Source organism: Natronolimnobius sp. AArcel1 (assembly GCF_011043775.1).
Classification (GTDB): domain Archaea; phylum Halobacteriota; class Halobacteria; order Halobacteriales; family Natrialbaceae; genus Natronolimnobius.
Map to the genome: position 1 here is coordinate 546,205 of NZ_JAAKXY010000002.1, position 19,924 is coordinate 566,128.

Annotated in this window: 21 protein-coding genes; 11 read left to right on the top strand and 10 right to left on the bottom strand. The window is 63.0% G+C overall.

The window, feature by feature from the left end; genetic code table 11:
* Nucleotides 1-137 precede the first annotated feature (137 nt).
* The 5 genes from G6M89_RS06820 to G6M89_RS06840 all read left to right on the top strand — a co-directional run bounded on the left by G6M89_RS06820 (nucleotide 138) and on the right by G6M89_RS06840 (nucleotide 3,291).
* Nucleotides 138-1,274, top strand: a complete 1,137-nt coding sequence (locus G6M89_RS06820) for a polymer-forming cytoskeletal protein (RefSeq protein WP_165161044.1) — start codon at nucleotides 138-140, stop codon at nucleotides 1,272-1,274.
* A gap of 58 nt (nucleotides 1,275-1,332) precedes the next feature.
* A complete protein-coding gene (locus G6M89_RS06825; RefSeq protein ID WP_165161045.1) occupies nucleotides 1,333-1,563 on the top strand; it encodes a ubiquitin-like small modifier protein 2 in 231 nt (76 codons plus the stop codon).
* Nucleotides 1,564-1,643: 80 nt separating this feature from the next.
* On the top strand, nucleotides 1,644-2,219 hold the full coding sequence (locus tag G6M89_RS06830; RefSeq protein WP_165161046.1) for a redoxin domain-containing protein: 576 nt from the start codon (nucleotides 1,644-1,646) through the stop codon (nucleotides 2,217-2,219).
* A 1-nt stretch (nucleotide 2,220) separates the two neighbouring features.
* Nucleotides 2,221-2,658 carry a GNAT family N-acetyltransferase gene (locus G6M89_RS06835; RefSeq protein ID WP_165161047.1) on the top strand — a complete coding sequence of 146 codons (438 nt, stop codon included), beginning with the start codon at nucleotides 2,221-2,223 and terminating at the stop codon, nucleotides 2,656-2,658.
* 93 nt (nucleotides 2,659-2,751) lie between these two features.
* Nucleotides 2,752-3,291, top strand: coding sequence for an SHOCT domain-containing protein (locus tag G6M89_RS06840; protein ID WP_165161048.1), 540 nt, complete (start codon nucleotides 2,752-2,754; stop codon nucleotides 3,289-3,291).
* A gap of 202 nt (nucleotides 3,292-3,493) precedes the next feature.
* Here G6M89_RS06840 and G6M89_RS06845 read toward each other — a convergent pair whose 3' ends face one another.
* The gene (locus G6M89_RS06845; RefSeq protein ID WP_165161049.1) at nucleotides 3,494-5,878 is read right to left on the bottom strand and encodes an ATP-dependent DNA helicase; all 2,385 of its coding nucleotides are present in this window, start codon (nucleotides 5,876-5,878) and stop codon (nucleotides 3,494-3,496) included.
* 86 nt (nucleotides 5,879-5,964) lie between these two features.
* A complete protein-coding gene (locus tag G6M89_RS06850; protein ID WP_394352362.1) occupies nucleotides 5,965-6,963 on the bottom strand; it encodes a CPBP family intramembrane glutamic endopeptidase in 999 nt (332 codons plus the stop codon).
* A gap of 236 nt (nucleotides 6,964-7,199) precedes the next feature.
* Between G6M89_RS06850 and G6M89_RS06855 the strand changes: the two genes are divergently transcribed.
* The 4 genes from G6M89_RS06855 (at nucleotide 7,200) to G6M89_RS06870 (ending at nucleotide 11,040) form a co-directional block, all read left to right on the top strand.
* Entirely contained in the window at nucleotides 7,200-7,832 is a 633-nt protein-coding gene (locus tag G6M89_RS06855; RefSeq protein WP_165161051.1) for a DUF1684 domain-containing protein, read from the top strand.
* A 69-nt stretch (nucleotides 7,833-7,901) separates the two neighbouring features.
* Nucleotides 7,902-8,687: an alpha/beta fold hydrolase gene (locus G6M89_RS06860; protein ID WP_165161052.1), complete on the top strand. Its 786-nt coding sequence runs from the start codon at nucleotides 7,902-7,904 to the stop codon at nucleotides 8,685-8,687.
* A gap of 96 nt (nucleotides 8,688-8,783) precedes the next feature.
* Entirely contained in the window at nucleotides 8,784-10,124 is a 1,341-nt protein-coding gene (locus tag G6M89_RS06865; RefSeq protein ID WP_343162626.1) for an AMP-binding protein, read from the top strand.
* Nucleotides 10,125-10,284: 160 nt separating this feature from the next.
* Nucleotides 10,285-11,040 (top strand): type 1 glutamine amidotransferase, encoded by a 756-nt coding sequence (locus G6M89_RS06870; RefSeq protein ID WP_165161053.1) that lies wholly within the window; start codon nucleotides 10,285-10,287, stop codon nucleotides 11,038-11,040.
* 23 nt (nucleotides 11,041-11,063) lie between these two features.
* On the opposite strand, the gene G6M89_RS06875 is transcribed toward G6M89_RS06870, so the two are convergent.
* Nucleotides 11,064-11,384, bottom strand: a complete 321-nt coding sequence (locus tag G6M89_RS06875; protein WP_165160533.1) for a hypothetical protein — start codon at nucleotides 11,382-11,384, stop codon at nucleotides 11,064-11,066.
* 92 nt (nucleotides 11,385-11,476) lie between these two features.
* The gene (gene thrC, locus G6M89_RS06880) at nucleotides 11,477-12,742 is read right to left on the bottom strand and encodes a threonine synthase (RefSeq protein ID WP_165161054.1); all 1,266 of its coding nucleotides are present in this window, start codon (nucleotides 12,740-12,742) and stop codon (nucleotides 11,477-11,479) included.
* A gap of 131 nt (nucleotides 12,743-12,873) precedes the next feature.
* Between thrC and G6M89_RS06885 the strand changes: the two genes are divergently transcribed.
* Both G6M89_RS06885 and G6M89_RS06890 read left to right on the top strand, forming a co-directional pair.
* Complete coding sequence (locus tag G6M89_RS06885; protein WP_165161055.1) at nucleotides 12,874-13,164, top strand: hypothetical protein; 291 nt, start codon at nucleotides 12,874-12,876, stop codon at nucleotides 13,162-13,164.
* Nucleotides 13,165-13,677 (top strand): DUF3368 domain-containing protein, encoded by a 513-nt coding sequence (locus tag G6M89_RS06890; protein ID WP_165161056.1) that lies wholly within the window; start codon nucleotides 13,165-13,167, stop codon nucleotides 13,675-13,677.
* Between the two features lie 242 nt (nucleotides 13,678-13,919).
* Here G6M89_RS06890 and argF read toward each other — a convergent pair whose 3' ends face one another.
* The 6 genes from argF to lysX are packed head-to-tail and all read right to left on the bottom strand — an operon-like array spanning nucleotide 13,920 to nucleotide 19,873.
* Nucleotides 13,920-14,852 carry an ornithine carbamoyltransferase gene (argF, locus tag G6M89_RS06895; protein ID WP_165161057.1) on the bottom strand — a complete coding sequence of 311 codons (933 nt, stop codon included), beginning with the start codon at nucleotides 14,850-14,852 and terminating at the stop codon, nucleotides 13,920-13,922.
* Nucleotides 14,849-15,922 carry a [LysW]-lysine hydrolase gene (locus tag G6M89_RS06900; RefSeq protein ID WP_165161058.1) on the bottom strand — a complete coding sequence of 358 codons (1,074 nt, stop codon included), beginning with the start codon at nucleotides 15,920-15,922 and terminating at the stop codon, nucleotides 14,849-14,851. The genes argF and G6M89_RS06900 overlap by 4 nt, the downstream gene beginning before the upstream one ends.
* Nucleotides 15,919-17,079: an aspartate aminotransferase family protein gene (locus G6M89_RS06905; RefSeq protein WP_165161059.1), complete on the bottom strand. Its 1,161-nt coding sequence runs from the start codon at nucleotides 17,077-17,079 to the stop codon at nucleotides 15,919-15,921. Before G6M89_RS06905 ends, G6M89_RS06900 begins: the two co-directional genes overlap by 4 nt.
* Nucleotides 17,076-17,930, bottom strand: a complete 855-nt coding sequence (locus tag G6M89_RS06910; RefSeq protein WP_165161060.1) for an acetylglutamate/acetylaminoadipate kinase — start codon at nucleotides 17,928-17,930, stop codon at nucleotides 17,076-17,078. Before G6M89_RS06910 ends, G6M89_RS06905 begins: the two co-directional genes overlap by 4 nt.
* Nucleotides 17,931-18,998, bottom strand: coding sequence for an N-acetyl-gamma-glutamyl-phosphate reductase (gene argC / locus G6M89_RS06915; RefSeq protein WP_165161061.1), 1,068 nt, complete (start codon nucleotides 18,996-18,998; stop codon nucleotides 17,931-17,933).
* The gene (gene lysX, locus G6M89_RS06920) at nucleotides 18,998-19,873 is read right to left on the bottom strand and encodes a lysine biosynthesis protein LysX (protein ID WP_343162627.1); all 876 of its coding nucleotides are present in this window, start codon (nucleotides 19,871-19,873) and stop codon (nucleotides 18,998-19,000) included. The genes argC and lysX overlap by 1 nt, the downstream gene beginning before the upstream one ends.
* Between the last annotated feature and the right edge of the window lie 51 nt (nucleotides 19,874-19,924).

Below are 19,924 nucleotides of genomic sequence, written 5' to 3' on the forward strand. Positions count from 1 at the left end.
GACCGAAGGTGGCCGCTCCGTCAAATTGGTTGGTAATTCCATCAGAACGCCGACCAACCCGCTCGAGCAGTCCGCTGCACTTGAACTGCGTGACAGCTTTTTCTCGCTGCTCGAGGTAGTTCGAGATGGTGAGTGAGATGACACGAACAGCGAGTCGATCACGGATGCGGATGTGGACGCGCGCCCGGTCGGTCCGGATAGCCGCCGTCGTCGCCGTTTCCCTGCTCTGTACGCTGGCGCTGGTTCCGACTGCGGCCGTCGCCCAGACTGACGCACAGACCGGCGGCACGGTGATTATCGAAGAAGGAGAGACCGTCAGCGACCTCGAGGCGTTCGCCGGAACGGTCGTCGTCGAGGGAACAGTGACAGGCGATGCAAGCGCCGTTGCCGGCTCGATACAGGTCACAGAGAGCGGCGAAATCGACGGCGATTTCGAGGCGGCTGGCGGGAGCGTCGTCATCGAAGGCACTGTCGAGGGTGAACTTCAGGCCGCAACGGGAAGTCTCGAGATCCGTGAGGGAGCGACTATCGGCGGCGACCTCTCGGCTGGCGCTGGGAGTATCGTTATCGACGGCACACTCGCGTCGAACGCTGAGGTCGGTGCCGACACGACTCGTCTCGGTGACGACGCAGAAATCGCGGGTGACCTGCGCTACGGCGGCGACCTCGAGGGTAACACCGACGCGGTCGCGGGCACGATTACGGAGGATTCCTCGCTCGGCATGGGTGGCGACATAGTGCCGACGCTCGATCCGATTGCCTCCTGGGTGTTCTCGGTGTACATCTTCGTGGCGAACCTGTTGCTCGGCGCGGCGTTGCTCGCGCTGTTCCCGCGCTTTTCGGCGGGTGTTGCAAATCGCGTTGCGCGCGATCCGATTCGGACGGGGCTGGCCGGGCTTGGATTACTCATCGGCGTGCCAATCCTGCTCGTCGCACTCGCGATTACGATTGTAGGCATTCCACTGTCGTTCATCGGCGCGTTCCTGTTTGCCCTGATCGTCTGGATCGGCGTCGTCTACGGGCGCTTTGCGGTTGCGGCGTGGTTGCTCGGGCTGGTGGGCCTCGAGAACCGCTGGCTTGCGCTCATTGTTGGACTGGTCGCCGGTGCACTTGTCGCACAGATCCCCTACGCTGGCGGGCTGATCAATTTCGTCGTCTTCCTGCTCGGACTAGGCGCACTCGGCTGGGGGCTGTACGCCCACCGGCGAGCGGTTCGAAATCGGAAGCGTGACTCGCCGAGCGGGGTTGGATCGAGCGAGTCACCAATGGACTGATCCGCACGCAACAGCGTCGAGCGACGCGCTCAAGTCCGCGCCCTCACAACCGTCGCGTATGCACGTCACCGTCGATGTCAAAGGCGAGGGGACCCACGAGTTCGACCTCGAGGAGGTTGCAGACGGAGTCGACGGCCAGCCGACCTACACCGACCTGCTCCGCGCAGTCGACCTCAGTCCCCACGAGGTGAGCGTGCTCGTCGACGGGCGGCCGGTGCCGGAGGACCAGCCAGTCGATAGCGAGCACGTGACGGTGTTGCGACTGATCAAGGGCGGTTGCGTCGATTGAAGCGGGCTGGCCTCCTGAGTTCCGGGGTCATGGGATATGAAAGCTCGAGGGTTTTCACAGTCGAACTGATATAGACATCTATGACTAATGGCGCCCGCGTTGCCCTGGCGAACGTCGGACCGGGTCCGGATACACTCACGCTCGCAGAGCTGGCTGACCCGGTCGAGCCGGTGGATCCGACGACGACGGAAGAGCCGGATCCAGCCTACGAGGCGGTTGTCGTCTTGCTCCACCGCGATCACCACTGCGGGCAGTGTCGCCGCCAGGTTCGGGCGGTCGCCGACCGCTACGACGAGTTCCGCGACCGCGGGTGTCAGGTGGTTTCAATCGTCCCCGAACCAAGAGAGCGCGTCGAAGAGTGGCAAGAGACCTACGACCTCCCGTTCCCGATCTGTGCCGACCCCGACGCCGTCGCTGGCGAGGCGTTCGATCAGCCGGTCCGCCTCGGAACGCTCGGCGAATACTTCGACTTCGTCGGGCGGATGCCAGCTGCGCTCGTCTTCAACGTTCGATCTGATGACGTCGCCAGACTGGGCGCCCCGGATCAGGACTCGAGCGAGGCCCAACTCACGCTGACTGCAAGTCACCGCGGTCGAACGACCATGGATCGCCCCGACATCGACGACTTGTTGGCGACGGTCGACCGACAGACGTGAAATGGCCCGCTTCGTTCGCGTTGCAACAGCCGATGACAGTCTCGAGGTCCGGCGCATTCTCGATGCCGCCATGCTCGAGCCGGGCGACGTCGAAACCCGAATCGACACTGGCGACGTCTTTGTCGCGGGCGACCACCGCGGCGGGACCCAACCAGCCGATTCTGGCAAGCACGGCCGCGAACGCATCCTCGGCACGATGGTGCTCGAGTCACTCGCAGACGACGCCGGCGCTCACATCGCTGCAATTGGCGTGCGCCGAAGCCATCGCGGCCGCGGATTTGGCCGTGCGCTGATCGAACACGCTCTCGAGCGCGAGGGGCGACTCACCGCGCGCTTTGACGATGGTGTGCGGCCATTTTACGAGCGACTGGGCTTTTCGATTGAGTCAATCGACGGCAAGCGCCATCGCGGTGTGGCTGTCGCTACTGATCACGTTTAGTCTCGCAATCGGGCGATGACCTCGAGCCTCATCACTCACCTCAGTGTGACCATACAGCGATACGATTATGTGTCAGTTTCACTGAGTATACGTATGACCAGTCGTCGTCCGGACGAGTCGCCGTGGCGCCGATGGCACGCCCTCGTCGAACAGTATACGCCGGATGGCGCTCTCGGGCGGTGGCTTCTTGGCTCGGTGAGTAGCTTTTTTGGATTTTGGATGCTCGTGATCTTCGGTGCCGAAGTGATCTACTGGGGGCTGTCGCTTGCCATGCTGTTCTGGACGACGGTGTTGCTCGGCGTCGGCATTCCCATGGTGCTCGTGGGACTGCTCACACTTTGGCCATTGTATCTCTCGCTCATCGGCAACCTCGAGTCAGCAGCCGACTATTCGCTTTCGGAGACGCCCACCCGCGCGAACCTGTCGGCCGAAACGCCACAGCGCGAAACGTCCTCAGAGGACGACGTCGATTCGTCTGACCCGTTCGCTGATCTCAAGCGCCAGTACGCAGCCGGCGACCTCTCCGAAGACGAGTTTGAACGCCGACTGGACGCTCGCCTCGATGAAATTGACGCATCGACTCGAGGGGCCGACGACGAGACGACTCGAGACCGGCTTCCGGATCACAACTAACGCTCACTCGTTTCGAAGAAAGTCTAAATACTCGCCGAGCAAACGACTGACTTGCACCGAAAGGTGCGGTATGTGAGAGCGCGATCCTACCACAACCACCCTCTCACATACATGCTTCCGCATGGAAGCGACTGGGTATTCTCACTCACTCTCCTAAACGATAGTGGCTGCTTAGCCATGCATTCTCACTAACACTGTGATTCTACGTGTCTGACTCGAGTTCCGATCGGAACCGATCCAATCCCATCTCGAGCATGTCCGGACTGACTGTCTGGAACTCGCCGTCATCAGGCAGGTACGGACGCACGGAATCCCAACTTTCGCGTGCGTAGCGTTCGTCAAGCAGGACGCGCACGCCGACGTCGTCGGGCGAGCGAATCACGCGACCGATTGCCTGGCGGGCCTTGCGGACGGCAGGAATCGTCAGTGCGTACGTAAAGCCATCGCCGAACTCGTCGTCGTAGGCCCGTCGAACCGCCTTCGTGCGCGGGCTTGCAGTGTTGACGAGTGGAACGCCACAGACGACGGCGGCGGAGAGGCGGTCGCCGCTGTAGTCGACGCCCTCCGTGAGCGTCCCCCGCAGACTCGTCACGAGCACCTTTCCGTCGCCTGCGAAGAACTCGCTTTTGAGCGACTCGGTCGCCTCGTCGTCGCTCGAGGCGTCGAGCAGGACGGGTTTCGAGAGGTGGTCCTCGAGTGCGCCGGCGATCCACTTTGCCTCCGAGTAGCTTGGCATGCCGACGAGGACGTTTCCGGGCAGGCGAGCGATCTTCGCAACGGCGTTGGCGTAGTGCGTGCGGGTTCGATTCTCGTCGCCCGGCCGCCCCCGATTGTCGTACGTAAACTTCGGTGCGGCGACCGCGAAGCTCTCGCGATTTTCCGCGGGAAAGTGCAGCCCGTAGCGGCGTTCGACGACCGGGCGGTCGTCTTCACGTGCGAGGTACTCGAGGCCGGTCACCTCGGTGAAGGCGTCCATCGGCTCGAGGGTGGCACTCATCAGGACGCCGCCGCCGAACGAGGCGAGGCGCTCGCCGATAGCGTCGCTTGGGACGCAGTTATGCAGGGCGAGCCGGGCGTTGTACGCGCGTCGCCACGAGTCGCCGGGTTCGGTGTCGTCCCAGGTGCGCTCGAGTTCAATTTCGCGGAAGTACTCGGTGTGATCGCAGCGGTACCACTCGCCGAGGACGCGGCCCGCGGCGGGCGCGGAGCGGGTTCGGTCTTCGTCTTCGGCCTCGTTGAGGATGCGGGCGACGACGGCACCGACTGATTCGGCGCGAACCCACTCAGCGTCGCTATAGCCCTCGTTTCGCGCCCACTCGGTCAACTCGTCTTCGGCCGGATCCGAGGGGTCACGGAGCGGAATTTCGTCGTCCGACAGCTCGGTGAGATCCGACTGCCATCCCCTGTGTTTCCGGTCGAGATGGGCAGTCACACGCCGGTCGAGTTCGATCCGAATGTCCTCGATGAACTCGAGGGTGCGATTGAGTTCCTCGTAGGTGACGTCGCTGTCGTTCAGTTCGGATCGGACGAGGTCGGCGTCGGCGGTTTTCGAGCCACCCTGTGCCTGTCGGCCCTCGCGTTCGAATTTGATTGGCTGGAGCACGCGGGAAATCTCGGTGGCAGCATCTCGGAGCGTCCGGTCGCCGACGCCCTCGCTGACTAGATCTCGCACGCGCGGCTCTAACATGTGCGCTTCGTCGCAGACGACAAACGTCGAGTCGTCGAGCAACGCGCCGGTGAAGGTACCCGTCGTGCGCGGATCGAACGCGTGGTAGTAGTTGCCGACGACGACCTCGGCGTGGCCGAGCACCGCGCCCATCACCGAGTGCGGGCAGGTGCCGTGGGCGACTGAGCGTGCGACGAGGTCTTCGGGCGTGATCATCCCTGCTTCCGTGAAATCGTACGGAACGGCCTCGCTTGCGTCGCCGTCACTGTCTTCCTCCGGGAGATCCTCGAGGTACTGCGCATAGAACGGGCAGTACTCGGTTTCGGCCCCGACAGGGCCGCCTTCGCCATACTCTGGCAGGTCGCGCGGATAGGGCGATGGCTCGCCGGCGCTCTCGAGGAAGGTTGCACTGCCCCCGCCTTGACTCCCGCTGTCGGCGAGGCCGATCTGCTGACTGCGGGCGCGTGCGGCGAGATTCTGGGCGGTCGTTTCGCCGGCTTCGCCAGTCAGGTCACGGGTGCGATCCCGCAATGTCTCACAGCGGTCGTAGACGTTCCCGTCGTCGAACCCTGCTGTTTTCTCGCGATTGTACGGACAGACATCCGCCTTACCGACCAGTGTGAGCCCCGAGACGGGGTTCCAGTCGTCGGGCAGGTTCGCGTTGATCGTCTCTAAGTCTTCTTCGAACTGGCGCAGTTGCTGTTTGACGCTCGTGAGCACGAGCACGCGCTCGTAGTCGCTGTCGGGGTCGCGCACGAGGTCGATCCCCGCAGTGAGTGCGATCATCGTCTTGCCAGTTCCGCAGGCTCCCTCGATGACCGTATAGCCGCCGTCTCGAGCGGTTTCGATGGCGGTTTCGATGCCGTCGACCTGTGGGTCGTACGGCTGGGGGTGGCCGAAGATCGAGCGCCAGTCCGTCATTGGGTTCGGAGTCGTCGGCGGTCGTCCATAGCGTTGACGAACCGACGTTGCTGCCTCCTGGTAGATAAAGACGCGGATCGGAGCGGCTACTCGGAATCTGCTGTCGGGTCGGAATCAGCAGAATCGGTCGTCTCGAGGTCGGAATCGTCGGTTCTGTCTCCAGCCTCAGTCTCGGACTCAGCCTCGGAATCTTCGTCTGCCTCCTCGAGCGCCCACTCGTCCGTCAGCGTCGGCGTGCCGGTCAAGGCAATCGCGAGGGCTGCGAGTCCGAAGACGGCGATTCCAATTCCGCCGACGGGGTTGACAAGGAGTTCGTGGCCGCCCTGTGCGAAGACGAGCATCGTCGTCGCAAAGCCGTTGAAGACGCCGTGAAGCACCGTCGGTGCGACGACCGACTTCGCGCGGACGGCGACGTAGGTGTAGACCGGCGACATGGCGAGACAGGCGAGCGTCATCACGGCGACGCCCTCGAGCGGGTAGGACGGGTAGTTGTACCCCTCGAGGATGATCGGCGCGTGCCAGAGTCCCCAGACGACGCCGATAGCGGCTGAGGCTCCCCAGAAGCCAAGCGGCGCGAGTTCGGTCAGGAGGACGCCGCGCCAGCCGAACTCCTCGCCGAGCGCGAAGATGGCGTTGATGGTTGCGCCGACGACGAGTGCTGCGACGAGCGCCACGAGGAGATTCAGCGGCCAGTCGAACGACGGGCCGTCGGGCGTTTCGCCGTCAGCACCCTCTGGGACCTGTGCGAAATCCGTCCCCTCGCCGGTCAGCGGATTCGCGTCGGGAACGAACTCAACGCCTGGCAGGCCAAGTGCGAGTCCAGTGCCGAGCAGGACGAGCACAATCGGGATGAGTGCGGCGAGAGCGAGCCACTGCAGGCGGTTCCACGGGAACCGAAGGCCTGCTCGCTCGAACGACTTCCCGGCCGCGATATAGGTCGCGAGCCCGGCGAAAAACGGCGTGAACATGTACGCTGGCGCAAGGAGAATCAGACTCACGCCGGTCAGCCACGAGACGGCGACGAAGCCGCCTGCGAGCGCGACGAGCGAGCCGACAAAGACGATGAGTGACTGACGGTCGATCACGGCCACTCATTCTGTCGGACAGAACTATTTGAAGATCGGTCGCGAATTCGCGACCGGCTTCTCACTGACTTCTGTCCGACAGTATCACCCACGACGATCTCGAGGTGTCGCATCGGAGAGTTGTTGTCGTGAGACTCGAAAAGCCTTGCGTCAGCGCCGCGAGGGGCGCACACCGCCGTCTCGAGGGCGACTGCACAAAGCGCAACCCATTCCAGTCCCGAGGTGGTAGCGACTGTATGACCGACTCCAGCGAGCCGACCGACGCCAGCGGCGAGGACACAGCCGATGACGGCCTCGAGGGCGATATCGACATCGAGCAGTGGCGGGCCGAACTCGAGGACAAGCGTGGCGAAAAGGACGAGTTCTTCGCCGAACATCCCCAGTCACCAGTCCCACCAGAACAGCGAGACGACTTTGCGGGTGTGGACTACTTCGATCCTGACCCGACCTACCGCGTCCACGCGACTGCGACAGTGCACGACGATCCCGAAGTCGTCCTGATGGACACAACCGCGGGCCGGGAGATGCGCTATCTTCGGCTCGTCACCCTCGAGTTCGACCTCGAGCGCGACGAAGAGGATCTCGAAGATGGCACCTACGAACTAGCGGCCTACCAACTCGAGAGCCCGAACGAACAGCAGTTGTTCATCCCGTTCCGGGACAAAACGACCGGACAGCAGACCTACGAGGGCGGGCGCTACATGGAACTGGCACCGGATCGGGACCTCGAGACGGGCGACGACCTCGTCGTGGACTTCAACCTCGCGTACACGCCGTTCTGTGGCTACAGCGAGACCTACGACTGTCCGCTCCCACCCGAGGAAAACTGGCTCGAGGTCACGATTCCGGCGGGCGAGCGCTTCGAGTAGGCCGCCGAGACCGCTGACTTACTCGTCAGGAACCGAAACCATCGCCTTGCTCCACCCAGTTGTTCGAGTATGCCGACTGCTGTGACCGACTCCGTCTCGCTGTACTACACCCACGAGGGCGATGGGCCACCCGTCGTCTTCGTCTCCGAGGCCGGCCTCGGCGGCTGGTCATGGGGGTGGCAACACACTGCGCTCGCCGGTCCCTACGAAACCCTCATCTGGGATCTCCGTGGTACCGGCCGCTCCGATGGACCGCCCGGTCCCTACGCCCTCGAGACGCTCGCCGCTGATCTCGAGGCCGTTCTCGCCGATTGTAGCATCCGAACCGCCCACGTCGTCGGCTGTGGACTCGGCGGCGCAGTTGCACTCGAGGCCGCCCGTTCCTCGAATCGTGTCGCAACGCTCTCGCTGATCGGCACCGCGGCTGAGGGCTCGGCGTTCGACCTCGAGCCGCTGTTCGCCCCGCCGGACGATTTGGACGCACTTCGGACATCACTCGAGGCCGGCTTTTCCGCCGAGTTCCTTGCTGCACAGCCCGATGCCGTGTCAGGAATGGCTGACTGGCGCGCCGACGGCGACGCCGACCGCGCGGGCTGGGAGGCCCAGGTTGGCGCACTCGAGGACTTCGACGCGAGCGACTGGCTCGTCGAGGTGACTCAGCCGACGCGAGTTTTCCACGGGACCGAGGACGCGCTCGTGCCAGCGTCAGCGGGCCAAACCCTCGCCCGCGGGCTGCCACGGGGGGAATTCGTCCCGCTCGAGGGCGCGGGCCATCTCGCAATGATTGAGCAATCACGGACGATCAATGATCTGTTAGTGGGCTTTCTCGAGGACCAGACCGCCGACGAGCAATGAGTTGCAACTAGCCAGGATTTGGCCAATACACTCTTTCCTGTCCACTACTCTCCATCGCTGCTTGCGCACGACCCCCGTCGTATTACGGACTCGAGCGTGGGACACGCGGTTGTGACCCTCTCGCTCTCGCGACGTGCCGACCGCGTTCCAGACCGGACGGCGGTGGTTGACATCTCCGAGGACTACCGCTATGCGCCCGCAGAAACCGTCCACGAGAACCGAGTCTCCTATGCAGAACTGTCGGAGATTACGGCCGAGACGGGTGCGCGCCTCGAGTCGATCGGTATCGACGCTGGCGACACAGTCTGTCTGCTCACCCGAAATCGGATCGCCTCGCTCGCGCTGTTGTTTGCCTGTCGCCGTCTTGGGGCGACGTTCGCGCCGATTTCACACCTGTTGACGCCAGTGACCGTCGAGTACCCGTTCGACGTGCTTGAACCGACACTCCTCATCGCGGAAACGGCCCAGCGCGACCTGGTTCACTCAGCTCCGATTGCAGACGACCAGGTGTTGACGCTCTCGGAACTGGCCGACATCGATGTCAGCGATACCGACGCCAACCGACAGTCTCAGCTCGATACTCCTCGACCTCGAGTCGGCGACGATCAAGACGCCGAGACTGAGCACCCACTGCTTCTCTTGCATGGCGAGGGCGGCCACCCGGTTGTGGCGTACTCCGCACAGGCTCTCGAGTGGAACTGCATTGCGGCGATGACGACGTGGGGGCTCTCCAAGGGAGATACCGTTCCGCTCATCACGCCGTTGTCGGCGTACGACGGCCTCCTTCGTGTCGCGCTGCCGACGGTGTATGCCGGTGGGACGCTCCTACTCGACCGGGCGTTCGATCCCGGCGATATGCTCACTGCGATCGAGCGCGAGGAGGCAACGTTGCTTTCGGGTCGAACGGCAACACTCCGTGGACTCGCATCTAAATCCGACTTCCCAGACGCACTCGAGTCACTCTCGTTTGTCGCGCCCGATGTGTCTGTTCCGAGGAGCGCCCTCGAGCCCTATCGAGAGGCAGGCATCTCACTTGCACGCGTCTACGGCCGCCTCGAGTGTCCGTTTGCGTGCGCGCAGGAGCCAGCGGAGCAGACGAACGCGGTAACTGCTGCCGGAACGGATGACGAGCGCCGGTACGTTGGCCACCCGGTACTCGACTGTCGGGTGCGAGTGCGTGGCGCTGATGATGGCGACGGTGCTGGGTCCCGAATTGAAGGGGCCACAGAGGGCCGGCTTGCTCTGTCGGGCCCCGTTCTTGCCGATGGCTACGCTGGGACTGCAAACGAACCTGCGGTGGATCAGGACCGTCTCGATGAGCGAACAGACGACCACGAGACTAACACGGCTGATCGCGCCCAATTCGCGAACGGCTGGCTCGAGACGACTGATCTGTGCCGACGTGACAACGATGGCCAGTTCACTATCGCCCAATAGTAGTCTCGTGCGGTGATTTTGTCCCATAAACAAACGATGAGTGGGTGATCGAACAGCACCTGTTTTATTATAGGCGATATTGGAAATCACATGTCCATGGTTGCGGCAACGCCCGCGCCGGACAGAAAACATTTCTTTATGGAGTTTCCAGTAGGGGACGATGAGTCAACTACGCATTGCCGTCCTGAATGCCGCCCACCAGGACGAGAACACGACGCGGAACTTCCGGCGCGAACTCGACGCCTCGCTGTCGGAATTCGACGTGACGAGCGGATCGGTCCCCGACCACTTTGCGTTCGACGGCGTCGTGGTCACCGGTTCGCGGTCGTCAGTGTACTGGGATGACGACTGGATCACGACAACCGCTGAGTGGGTCCGTAAAGCGATTGATCGTGACATACCACATCTCGGCATCTGTTGGGGTCACCAACTGCTTGCACACGTTCTCGGTGGCACCGTCTCCGATATGGGTGCCTACGAAGTCGGCTACAGCGATATTGAGCAAGTCGGCGAGTCCCGCCTGTTCAATGGCATCTCGAGCGAGTTTAGCGCGTTCACCAGCCACTCCGACGAAGTCGCGGACCTCCCACCCGGTGCCGACCCGCTCGCCGAAAACCACTACTCCAACCACGGCTTCCGCAAGGACCACGTCTTCGGCCTGCAGTTCCACCCCGAATACGACACGAAAACCGCCCGTGAACTCGTCCACCGCAAGGAACTATCCGACGAACGACTCGAGTCTATTCTCGCGGAAATCACCGAAGAGAACTACCAACAGGCGTGCCCCGCAAAACTCATCTTCGACAACTATCTTGAGTTCGTCCGCGAGGTCGCAGCCGAACCGGCGATGACAGCGGCCAGTGTCGACGCTCCTGTTGGGGCGACCGCCGAGACGGACGTCGGCTGTTCTGACTGAGTTTTAGGCTGATTTTGTCTCTGTTAGGCTCGCCAGCGCTCGAGTAGCCGTGTGAGCAACCCGTTTTCGGACTCGTTGGCGTCGCTGGAGTCACCTGCGGTCTCCCGCTCGTCGAGGACTCGCTCGTATTGGGCGACGATTTCCTGTTCGCGCGAGCGACTCGCCTCGAGTGCGCGCTCGAGGGCGGTGACGCGTGCCTGGAGTTTTGCCTCCGTTGACGTCGATGCGTCGAACTCGAGTTCGATGCCGTTGGCTGCGGTCGTCGCGGTAGCAGTCGGCTCGCTGGAATCATCGTGCGTGTCGGCTTGGCGGTCGGTCTGGGCAGGGTGCTGGTCGACGGACATGGACAGCACAATGGTATGCGAGACTGTGACAAAAGGTTCAGTCAGTCACGCGTCAGACACGCCTGCGGAGACGTTTACGAGTGACAGCCGCGTTACTGTTTGAGGTGCTCGAGGACGCCCTCAGTCTCTGCAGGAACTGGCTCCGGATCGGCTCCAGCGGCCGCCGCAGCGTCGGGGTCTTTGAGCAGGTGGCCGGTCGTCAGGCAGGCAACGTGCTCGTCGTCGTCAACGATGCCCTCGGCGCGCAGTTTTCGGAGGCCGGCGACGGAGGCTGCGGAGGCCGGTTCGACGCCAATCCCTTCGCCTGCGAGATCGCGCTGCGCTGCAGTAATCTCTTCGTCCGAGACCGAAATCGCGGTCCCGCCCGTCTCGCGAATGCCCGGCAGCGCCTTCGGCGCGTTGACCGGGTTCCCGATTCGGATTGCCGTCGCGCGCGTCTCGACATCTTCCCAGCGCCGAACTTCGTCCGCGCCGTTCTCGATTGCTTCGACCATCGGCGCTGCGCCCTCGGCCTGGACGCCCGTCAGTTTCGGTACCTCATCTTCTTCGAGCGAGCCCACCTGGACGAGTTCGCGGAAGGCCTTGTACAGCGCCGACGTATTTCCGGCGTTGCCGACGGGGAGGATGATCCGATCCGGCACGGTGTCGTAGTCCGCGAGAAAGCCCTCGAGAATCTCGAGGCCGATCGTCTTCTGGCCCTCGAGTCGGAACGGGTTCAGCGAGTTCAGCAGGTAGGCTTCGCCCTGCTGGGCGAGTTCCTGGACGATGTCGAGGCAGGCGTCAAAGTTGCCGTCGACCTCGAGAATGCGCGCGCCGTGCAAACTGGCCTGTGCGATTTTTCCGGCGGCGACCTTCCCTGCTGGCAGGAGCACGAGCGTCTCCATCCCACCGCGGGAGCCGTAGGCCGCGAGCGCGGCGCTCGTGTTTCCGGTCGAGGCACAGGCGAGTCGCCCGACGCCGAGTTCTTTCGCGACCGCGACGCCGACGGTCATGCCGCGGTCCTTGAACGACCCCGTCGGGTTCATCCCCTCGTGTTTGATCCGCAGCGCCTCGACGCCGATATCCTCCTCGAGCCGTGGCACCTCATACAGCGGCGTTGCGCCTTCCTGGGTCGTCACGCCCTCTTCGAGCGGGAGTGCGTCGGCGTAGCGCCAAACACCCTGGCCCTGCCCCTCGTAGTCCTCGAGCGTGGGGAGATCGGCGTAGCGGACCTCGAGGAGGCCGTCGCACTCGTCGCAGGTGTAACGGACGTCGTCGAAGGGCGCGAACGTTTCACCGCACTCGATGCACTCGAGCCAGACGCCGTCGTCGGCGTCGTCGGGCACGGTCGGCTGGTCGGCCGAGAGATTGAGACTCATTGTCGAGCGAGAAGTGGGCGAGTGGCAAAAAGCACGTGGATTGGTTCCCGTTCGGAGCGTCCCCTGCTCGAGAGGACAATCCATCCCGCCGCGGGCAAAGACTTGTATGCGTTGTACACAATGTATACATCATGGGGACGATTTCAGCCCGCGTGCCTGATGACCTCGAGTCGGAACTCGAGGAGTACCTCGAGGAGGAGCGACTCGACCGGAGTACAGCCGTCCGAAAACTGCTCTCGGAGGGCCTCGACGACTGGCGGCGCGAGCGTGCACTCGAGCGACTCGCCGCGGGCGAGACGACACTCTCGAAGGCTGCTGATACTGCCGGACTCTCTGTCTGGGAGTTTGCCCAACTCGCGGACGAACGCGACGTGACGTGGGTCTCGAGCGATCATCTCGAGTCAGATCTCGAGGAGTTGTGAATGTGGGTTTTCGACGCGACCCCACTCATCTATCTCGCAAAAGTTGAGCAACTGGAGATCGTTTCGGCACTCGATGGGACGTGTTACATCCCTGACCGGGTATACGCCGAAGTCGTGACGACTGGTCTTGAGGAAGGCTATCCTGATGCTCGTCGCATCGAACAACGGGTCGACGCAGGCGTCCTCGAGGTCGTTTCAACTCCGGACTCCCCACTCTGGGATCGATTACAGGACAATCCTCGATTGAGTGATGCAGATGTGTCGGTGCTCGTCTGTGCTGACCAGTTCGATGCAACTGCCGTCATGGACGAAGCCGCCGGTCGAACGGCTGCGGCGGTCGAAGATATCAAGACGAAAGGAACTGCGTATCTCGTCCTCTCGTGCACTAAGAACGGCCATCTTCCTGTTGCAGACGCGCGTGAGACTATCGACGCGATGGTCGACGCTGGCTGGCACTGTGCTCCCGACCTCTACGCGAAAATCGTCAAAAAATTGGACTCGTTCGACAACTGATTGACTAATCTGTCACTCGAGCAGCCAACTCAACAGCGCCTTCACTGCCACCTTTTTTCGCTCGGGTTCGTTTTATCTTCGCGCGGCGCTGCCGCGCGAATGGTTCGTGGGACCGACGGTCCCACGTCACTCACCACTCACGAAAAAATCTGTCTGGCGAGAGCAAAGCTCTTGCTGACCGTCGCCTCACTTCGTTCGACGAGAGACAAAAAGGACTGCTCACTTCGTTCGCAGTCGAATTCTTACTCGAGCAGCCAACTCAACAGCGCTTTCTGAGCGTGCAGCCTGTTTTCGGCTTGATCGAAGACAATCGAGTGGTCGCTTTCGACGACTGCGTCGGTAATCTCCTCGCCGCGGTGGGCGGGCAGACAGTGCATGACGGAGGCGTCGGGGGCGTGCGAGAGCAGGTCCGAGTTGACCTGAAAGCCCTGGAAGTCGTTCATGCGGACGTCGCGTTCGTCCTCCTGGCCCATGCTGATCCAGACATCAGTGTAGATAATGTCTGCGTCAGCGACGGCTTCCGTGGGATCGGTCGTGATTGTCGGATCGCCGCCGAGGTCACGGGCGCGCTCGAGGACATCGTCGTCGATGGCGTAGCCGTCGGGTGTCGCGACAGTCAGATCGAGGTCGGTCAGTGCGGCACCAACGGCGAACGACTGGGCGACGTTGTTGCCGTCACCGACCCAGGCGACCGACACGTCCTCGAAGCCACCTTGTTGCTCGCGGATGGTCAGCAGGTCCGCAAGCGTCTGGCAGGGGTGGGCGTCATCGGTGAGGCCGTTGACGATGGGGACCGAGGCGTACTCCGCGAGCACCTCGATGTTGTCGTGTTTGAACACGCGCGCCATCACCGCGTCGACGTAGCGCGACAGCGTTCGCGCGGTGTCTTTTAGCGGCTCGCCGTGGCCGAGCTGGATGTCATCTTCGCCCAGGAAGACGGCGTGACCGCCGAGTTGGGTCATCCCCGTCTCGAAGGAGACGCGGGTGCGCGTACTCGGCTTCTGGAAGATCATCCCCAGGGTCTGGCCCTCGAGGTCTTCGTGCTCTTCGCCCGCGTGCTGGGCGCGTTTGTACGTCTCGGCGCGCTCGAGGACCGTCTGCAGTTCGCTCGCAGAGAGGTCGTCGATCTCGAGGAAGTGTCGCAACTCTGTTGCTGTCGAATCTGATGCTGTCATTCGTCGGGTCCTCCATTGAGTGTTTTGGAAACGCGCTCTAAGATCTCGACCGACTGGTCGTATTCCGAAAGCGAGAGGCGTTCGTCGGGTGCGTGATCGAGGTCGGAGTTACCCGGGCCGTAGGTGGCTATCGGGCAGTCCCACGCACCGGCGTAGATGTTCATGTCACTGGTTCCGGTCTTCCGGACCAGGCGCGGTTCTTCGCCAACGTCGCGGATAGCGACGCGGAAGGCTCGAGCGACCTCGGTCCGCGGGCTCGTCATGACGGGCGGGACCGCGTCCTTCCAGGTGACGGTCCCGACCTCGAGTTCGGCCTCTGCGGCTTCGCGGACGGTTTCGACGTCGAGAGCGGGCGGGACGCGCAGTTGGACGTCCATCGTCGCCTCGACGGAGAGGCCGTCCTCGCTGATGCCGCCGTCAATGTCGACCGGTTTGGTCGTTACCTGCTCGAAGATGGGTTCGTACTCGTCGCCTTCGAAGCGGTCTTCGACGGCCGACCACCAGCGAACGGCGTGCTGAATAGCGTTTGGGTCCGGCCGCGAGGTGTGTCCGGACTCGCTTGTCGCGACGTAGGTCCCAGCGAGTAAGCCACGATAGCCAAGCGTGATTCCGTTGGTTCCGGACGGTTCGCCGTTGATAACGGCATCAGGCATTTTGTCGCGGTCATCAACCAGATAGCGTGCGCCCTTTGAATCAACTTCTTCGCCGACGACGCCGACGAACGAGACGCCCGTTCGGACAGCGGCCGCGGCCATCGCAGCGAGCGGTCCCGTCGCGTCGACGCTGCCGCGTCCCCAGAGGACCTCGTCGTCGCCACTTTCTTCGACTTCGACGGGGATATCCCCCGGGACGGTGTCGATGTGGGAGGTCAGCAGGACTGAATCGTCTGCCGGCGCACGGACGTTGCCGACGGCGTCGATCCAGACCTCGCGGTCGTGGGACTCGAAAAACTCGACCAGCCGTTTGGCTGCCTTGCGTTCCTCGCGCGTGGGCGAGGGAATCGAGACGAGATCGACCAACAGCGTCCGTGCGTCCTCGAGTGAGACGTGCTCGTTCGACGATGTGCTCATGATTCAGTTTGGGCTTCTGGGTTGGGGGCGATGACCGCACGCAGCGCGTCCACGAGTCGATCCGCTTCGGCCTCGTCGAGCACGAGCGGCGGCAGGAGACGCAGGACGGTTCGACCCGCTGGCAGCGCCAAAATCTGATGTTTCATCGCCAGATCGCGGGCAGCGCGGTTCGCGCCCCGTTTCAGTTCGATTCCAATCAGCAGTCCCTCGCCGCGAATCTCGCGGACCTCGTCACCGAGGGCAGCCTCGAGTTCGCTGGTGAGATAGTCGCCCATTGCGGCGGCGTGGGTGGTCCACTCCTCCTCGACGAGCGTCGAGATAGTCGCGTGGACGGCCGCGGAGACGACGGGGCCGCCGCTGAATGTGGCGTTGTGCGAAGCCGCGCCGTCTGCGATCCAGTCTGCAACAACAACTGCGCCGACAGGGAGACCGTTGCCAAGGCCTTTCGCCGTCGTGAGGATATCGGGCGTGACGCCTGCGTTCTCGCAGGCCCACATTTCGCCCGTGCGGCCCATGCCGGTCTGGACTTCGTCGAAGACGAGCGCTGCGTCAGCCTCATTGGTCAGGTCGCGGGCGGTCTCGAGGTAGCCCTGCGGGGGCACGTTGATCCCGCCTTCGCCCTGAATCGGCTCGAGGATGACGGCTGCGGTCTCGTCGTCGATGGCGTCTGCGAGTTCGTCGCTGTCGCCGTAGGGGACGAACTCCACGTCGCCGGCCAGTGGCTCGTAGGGTTTCTTGTACGTGTCCTTCCAGGTGGCCGCGAGCGAGCCCATTGTCCGGCCGTGGAACGAGCGGGTCGCTGCGATGATCTTGGAGTTGCCCGTTGCCGAACGGGCGAATTTCAGTGCGGCTTCGTTGGATTCGGTTCCGGAGTTACAGAACCAGGCCTGATCCAGTCCGTCGGGCGTTGCCGCGACGAGTGCCGCGTAGGCGTCCTCACGAGACTGGACGGGGAACGAGGAATCGACGAACGTCAGGTTCCCGACCTGCTCTTGGACGGCCTCGACAACGGCAGGATGGGAGTGCCCGAGCGGCGTACAGGCGTAGCTCGCACCTGCGTCGAGATACTCCGTTCCGTCTGCAGTGTACAGTGAGACGCCCTCTCCGCGTTCGATACCGATTGGCTTGCTGCCGGAGATGAAATCGTGGTCACTCATTGGTCGACCTCCGCTGACTCCTCAAGAACGCCAGGCTCGAGCGTCGTGCCCTCGCCCTCGAGTGCGCTCGTAATCGGTGCGTCTGCGTTTGCCGATGCGACGGTCACCGAGGATGCGCCACCCTCGAGTGCCTCTTCGGCGGCCATGACCTTCTTCGTCATGAACCCTTCAGCGGCGTCTTTGACGACTTCGAACTCCGCGGGAGTGGCGGCCGAATCGATCTTCGTCGACTCGTCGTCGGGATCTTCGTAGATTCCCGAGACGTCTGTGAGGACGACGAGGTCTGCCTCGAGTGCGCCTGCAATCGCAGCTGCGGCGCGGTCGGCGTCGGCGTTCACAGCCGTATAGCCGCCTGACTTCTCCTTTCCTAACATCGGAACGGAGACGACGGGCGTGTAGCCACCCGCGAGAACGGTCTCGAGCAGGTCGGCGTTGACGGATTCGATTTTGCCGGAGTGGTCGCCGCGCAAAATCTTCTTCTTGCCGTCTTCTTTGACGCGAACGGCAGATTTGCGCTTGCCCTCGAGCAGTTTCCCGTCCGTGCCCGAGAGGCCGACAGCGTTCACATCGAGGTTCTGCAGGCTCTCGACGAGATCCGTGTTGAGCTTGCCCGGCATCACCATCTTGAACACGTCCATGGTGTCCTCGTCGGTAAAACGACCGACGACGCCACCGGGCGTCTCAACGTAGGTTGGCTCTTCGCCGAGGTCCTCGAGCGTCTCATCCACAGCGGTCGAGCCGCCGTGCGTGAGGACCACATCTTCTCCCTCAGCGACGAGTGCTGCAACGTCACTGAGTGCGCCTTCGGGGTCGACAGCGCGTGCGCCGCCGATCTTTACTACGACTGTCATTTACGGTGCCCCCACGGGGTGTAGTCCCGTAAACTCGAGTCCGGCGGTCTCCTCGAGACCGAGCGCGATGTTTGCGGCGTGAACCGCCTGCCCGGCAGAGCCTTTCATCATGTTGTCGATGGCCGAGAAGACGACAATGCGTTTGTTCGAGGGGTCGAGTTCGAAGCCGACTTCGGCGAGGTTCGTTCCGGCAACCGCTTTGGGTTCCGGATATCGATAGACGCCGGAGCCGCCGGCAGCCATGCGGACGAACGGCTCGTCCTCGTAGCAGCCGCGATACGCTTTCCAGAGGTCGCCCTTCGAGACTGGCCCGCTCGGGAAGACGTGGCTCGTTGCACTCGCACCGCGGATCATGTCCACGGCGTGGCAGGTAAACGCGACGCTCGTGCCGAGGAACTGCTCGATCTCGGCCTCGTGGCGGTGGCCCGTCGGTGCGTAGGGACGAACGACGCCCGAGCGCTCCGGATGGCTCGAGGCCTCGCCGCCGCCGGCCCCGCCTTCGGAGGAGCCGACTTTCACGTCGACGACGACCTGTTCGCCACCCTCGAGAATGTCGTGCTCGAACAGCGGGTACAGGCCCAGAATCGTCGCGGTGGCGTTACAGCCGCCGCCGGCGATGAGTTCCGCGCCCGCGAGGTTTTCGCGGTTGATCTCGGGCAGGGCGTACTCGGCCTTCTCGAGATACTCCGGCGCGGTGTGTCCGTCGTACCACTCGTCGTACTGCTCTGCTGTCTCGAGACGGAAGTCAGCCGAGAGGTCGACGACGGTGTCTGCGATGTCGAAAAACTCGTCGACCTGTCCCATCGAGACGCCGTGTGGCGTCGCGGCGAACAGCACGTCGACGCTCTCGAGGTCGTCGGGTTCGGTAAACCGAAGGTCCATGCCGCGAAGCGGCGGGTGGACGGAGCCGACGCTCTTGCCGGCTTTCGACCGACTCGTTACCTCAGCGATTTCGAAGTTCGGGTGCCCGGCGAGCAGGCGAAGCAGTTCGCCGCCCGTAAAGCCCGAGCCGCCGATGACTGTCGCGGTGACAGTGTCGGCGCTCTCGTCGGTGGATCCAATCGCCATCAGGCGCTCACCTCGAGTTCCTCGGCTGCCGCAGCGGCCTTCTGCTCTAACCAGTCGACGACGGTGCCGGCGATGTCGGTCTCGACAGCGCCGTCGAGTGCCTTGAACTCGACAGTGTGGTTGACTTCGTGAACCGTATAGCCATCCTCGGTCTCCATCAGGTCGATACCGAGCAGACCGCCACCGACGGCGTCGCTGGCTTTCTGTACCAGCTCTTTGGCCTCGTCGTCGGGTTCGAAGACATCCGTCTCGGCACCCTTTGCGGCGTTCGTAATCCAGTGATCCGAGGAGCGAACCATCCCAGCGATTGGCTCGCCGTCGGTCGCGAGCACGCGAATGTCGCGTCCGGGTTTGTCGACGAACTCCTGGACGTAGAACACCTTGTGCTCGTAGTGTCCAAGTGTTGCCTTGTGCTCGAGAATTGCCTCTGCGGCGTCGGGCGAGTCGATTTTCGCCATGAGCCGGCCCCAGGACCCAACGACGGGTTTGAGGACGCACGGATAGCCAAACTCCTCGATGGCGTCCATCGCGGTGTCTTTCGTGAACGCGACTTTCGTCGCGGGCGTGGGGACGCCAGCCTGCTCGAGTGCGAGGCTGTTCTTGACTTTATCGGCGCAGATGTCCGCAGTCTCGTGGCTGTTGATCACCGGGATGTCGTACGCCTCGAAAAATTGCGTGGCGTAGAGGCTCCGGCTCGTGGCGAGACAGCGGTCCACGACGATATCGAGGTCCTCGAACGCTTCGGGGGCCTCGCTGATGTCGAACGTCTGCTTGCGGACGTCGATCTTTTCGACCTCGTGGTCGCGCTCGCGAAGCTCGTTGAGGAGGAGCTTCTCGTCTTTGCGAATTCGGGAGTAGAGTATTCCTACGTTCACGAAAACCACCAGTGGTGACTGGACACAGGGCGCAGGTTAGCTGCGACCGTC

Excerpts from the sequence above, each read along its gene's own strand:
- G6M89_RS06820 (WP_165161044.1), top strand. The coding sequence starts at position 138 with ATGACACGAACAGCGAGTCGATCACGGATGCGGATGTGGACGCGCGCC.
- G6M89_RS06825 (WP_165161045.1), top strand. The coding sequence starts at position 1,333 with ATGCACGTCACCGTCGATGTCAAAGGCGAGGGGACCCACGAGTTCGAC.
- G6M89_RS06830 (WP_165161046.1), top strand. The coding sequence starts at position 1,644 with ATGACTAATGGCGCCCGCGTTGCCCTGGCGAACGTCGGACCGGGTCCG.
- G6M89_RS06835 (WP_165161047.1), top strand. The coding sequence starts at position 2,221 with ATGGCCCGCTTCGTTCGCGTTGCAACAGCCGATGACAGTCTCGAGGTC.
- G6M89_RS06840 (WP_165161048.1), top strand. The coding sequence starts at position 2,752 with ATGACCAGTCGTCGTCCGGACGAGTCGCCGTGGCGCCGATGGCACGCC.
- G6M89_RS06845 (WP_165161049.1), bottom strand. The coding sequence starts at position 5,878 with ATGACGGACTGGCGCTCGATCTTCGGCCACCCCCAGCCGTACGACCCA.
- G6M89_RS06855 (WP_165161051.1), top strand. The coding sequence starts at position 7,200 with ATGACCGACTCCAGCGAGCCGACCGACGCCAGCGGCGAGGACACAGCC.
- G6M89_RS06860 (WP_165161052.1), top strand. The coding sequence starts at position 7,902 with ATGCCGACTGCTGTGACCGACTCCGTCTCGCTGTACTACACCCACGAG.
- G6M89_RS06870 (WP_165161053.1), top strand. The coding sequence starts at position 10,285 with ATGAGTCAACTACGCATTGCCGTCCTGAATGCCGCCCACCAGGACGAG.
- G6M89_RS06875 (WP_165160533.1), bottom strand. The coding sequence starts at position 11,384 with ATGTCCGTCGACCAGCACCCTGCCCAGACCGACCGCCAAGCCGACACG.
- thrC (WP_165161054.1), bottom strand. The coding sequence starts at position 12,742 with ATGAGTCTCAATCTCTCGGCCGACCAGCCGACCGTGCCCGACGACGCC.
- G6M89_RS06885 (WP_165161055.1), top strand. The coding sequence starts at position 12,874 with ATGGGGACGATTTCAGCCCGCGTGCCTGATGACCTCGAGTCGGAACTC.
- G6M89_RS06890 (WP_165161056.1), top strand. The coding sequence starts at position 13,165 with ATGTGGGTTTTCGACGCGACCCCACTCATCTATCTCGCAAAAGTTGAG.
- argF (WP_165161057.1), bottom strand. The coding sequence starts at position 14,852 with ATGACAGCATCAGATTCGACAGCAACAGAGTTGCGACACTTCCTCGAG.
- G6M89_RS06900 (WP_165161058.1), bottom strand. The coding sequence starts at position 15,922 with ATGAGCACATCGTCGAACGAGCACGTCTCACTCGAGGACGCACGGACG.
- G6M89_RS06905 (WP_165161059.1), bottom strand. The coding sequence starts at position 17,079 with ATGAGTGACCACGATTTCATCTCCGGCAGCAAGCCAATCGGTATCGAA.
- G6M89_RS06910 (WP_165161060.1), bottom strand. The coding sequence starts at position 17,930 with ATGACAGTCGTAGTAAAGATCGGCGGCGCACGCGCTGTCGACCCCGAA.
- argC (WP_165161061.1), bottom strand. The coding sequence starts at position 18,998 with ATGGCGATTGGATCCACCGACGAGAGCGCCGACACTGTCACCGCGACA.